This is a genomic window from Fulvivirga sp. (genome assembly GCF_040220315.1).
In the GTDB taxonomy this organism is placed as follows: domain Bacteria; phylum Bacteroidota; class Bacteroidia; order Cytophagales; family Cyclobacteriaceae; genus Fulvivirga.
The window spans coordinates 1-2,593 of the sequence record NZ_JAVJUY010000372.1 but is presented as its reverse complement, the minus strand read 5'-3'; the positions used below and the strand labels follow the sequence as shown (position 1 = coordinate 2,593).

2 protein-coding genes are annotated in these 2,593 nt (G+C 34.2%); both read right to left on the bottom strand.

Translation table 11 applies throughout. The features are described from left to right. A partial coding sequence (locus RLO81_RS19285) for a CgeB family protein (protein ID WP_350115706.1) occupies nucleotides 1-641 on the bottom strand: 641 nt, incomplete at its 3' end. Nucleotides 642-643: 2 nt separating this feature from the next. Next, a partial coding sequence (locus tag RLO81_RS19280) for a glycosyltransferase (protein WP_350115703.1) occupies nucleotides 644-2,593 on the bottom strand: 1,950 nt, incomplete at its 5' end.

Sequence of the window (2,593 nt, the reverse complement as noted above, 5' to 3'; positions counted from 1 at the left end):
TTATTAATAAAACCAAATTCCTTCATATCATCCCAATGATCGTTAATAATAACTTTAGACTGAGCGTATAATTCGCCAAGTTGTTGATTTTCAATATAGTCTGCAACTATATGAGACTTTGGAATATATTCTTTCCAACCGCGACCCCACACCTTTAAAGGCAATCCTAGATCAACGCTCCATAAAACTCCGGGCCTTTTTACACTTCTGGTATTACCTACAAAAACAAAGTCCTTCCGAATGAAATGATCAAGATTACTTGGTTTGAACTCCTCTGTATCTGTACATTGTAATAATGGTTCTACAGGAATACTCAAATCCTTCTTTAACTTTTCTGAAAAAGAGTTTGAGGCAACTAATACCAGGTCATATGAAGAATACTCTTCCATGCTAACGTCAGCAGGATGGCTTATATTCCACATAATATTTATAACCTCCTTCTTAACTTTGTAAGGATACTTACCTCTTAAAACAAGCACTACATCCTCCTGATGATCATTTTCCCATTCGCCATCATAATCAGTAATCACTTCTTCACCTAAACGCTCCAAATACTTAGTCAGCGACCTGCCAAAGTGAAAATCCCCCCATTTTTCTTGCCTAGAATCCAATGGAGCAGGATTTTTAATCACCCACTTCATAATTAATCAGCTTTATTATTTGATTTAGAATAGAAGTTGCCATACAATTCGGCAAAATCTTTTGAGACTTCATTAAGCAATTCAAAATTTTGATCCACTAACATATCTATATTGCTTTTAATCGCCTTATAGCTGAATTGACGTAAATATAAATTTCTTCCTGCTTCAACCATTTCTTGCGTTTTTTTTGGATGATCAAATATCTGCTTAATTCCCTTTACTAACGCATCATAATCATGATGAGGAACTTCTTTTACATAACCCTGACGAGCCAAGTCACCCAGATCGGATATATCGTTGGCTATCACAGGTACTTTCATAGCTATTGCATCTGTGAACTTATACGGCATTTGATAATGGCTTGCTGGAATTTCCGGATCGAGCCACAAAACAACTAAATCTGAAGCGTAATTAATAGCCGCCATATAATTTCTATCTTGAGGAGGTAAGATTTGCACCTTATCTCCAAATGATTCCTTTAACTTCCTTTGATCCGGAGTCTCGCGAGATCCAACGAATAGCAGTTTATAACGCTCATCATTCAATTTATCCAACAACTCAATCAACTCGAAAATACCTTTATGTTTTCTTAAAAGTCCTCCGAATAAAATTATTCTGTCACTAGTTGAATACCCCAAAGAATGTCTTATTTCATCTCTATCATATTTCAATGGATCGTAATAACTCTCGTCTTTCAAGTTTCTCAGATAAAAACTATTACTGCCAAAGAATCGATCTAAGTTTTTATTATGGGTGGTTGTAACAGGCATTCTTTGACCAAATTCTTCTAATATATTTGACCACAACAGACTGTACGGAGATTTAAGTTCTTCTGAATTTAGGTCAAGCTGATTTACATCAAAGGCAGAATTAAGTTTATCTTTTTGCGGATTGGCCACAACGGTTTCTAAGTCATTAAATTCCAGCACCACTTTCTTATTGAAATTATGATTGGCCAGAAGTGCTAAACCTAAACTACTTAATCTTGGCTTAACAGCGTAAACTATATCGCCCTTTATGTTAAGAAGGGCTTCAGACATTGCTGAATGAAAACCTGGGAAATCTGATCCTTCAATAATCTTGAGTTCAAAGGGAGGTGTTTCATCTTTATACGGCTGAAATATCTCTTCTTCAAAGAATCTAAAGCCAAGTAGTTGAACATTGTATGATCCGCATATTGCTTCTGCAATATTATAGGCTTTCGAAAAATGATTACGACAGACATCCCAAGATAAAATAGTAATCGTTGGATTAGCTTCTTTATTTACTCTTAACTTGGATTGAAGCCCATGCTTATAATAAAGGCTCAAATTTGATCTGATAATTTCAAGACTCGAATTATCATATTTATGGATTTTGGTAATCTGATTCCAAGATTCATTTCTTTGATAGTAGACAAGGTAGTTATCAATATAAATGGGGTCTCTCAAAAAAGTATATTTTAAGATGAGGTCCCAATCTTGCTGCCTTTTTAGTTGATTATTAAATCCGCCATAATGATCAATTAGGCCTTTACGATGAACAAAGGTATTTAAGTCTATGTAGTTTTTCTCTGCTAGCTTCTCATAATTAAAAGGCAGACCTTTGAACGACTTAATTTTAAAAGACTCTTTTCCTTTATCTTTTAACCTTTCAACATCAATATACTTTGTATAAACACAATGAATGCCTAATCTATTCTCTAATGCTCCAATTGTTATTCTTAAGAACTCAGGATGCCATAAGTTATCTGAATCTAAATAAGCTATGTATTTACCTTTTGATTTAGAATGCCCATAATTTCTAGCAGCGGCTGCTCCTTGTTTCTTCAGTTTGAAATACCTCAATTTAGAAGAAGTTATCTTACCAAGTACTTTTGAAGTTTCATCAGTGCTTTCATCATCACAAATTATTAACTCCCAGTTTGTATATGATTGATCAAACACACTTTGAATAGCATTTAAAATAATATC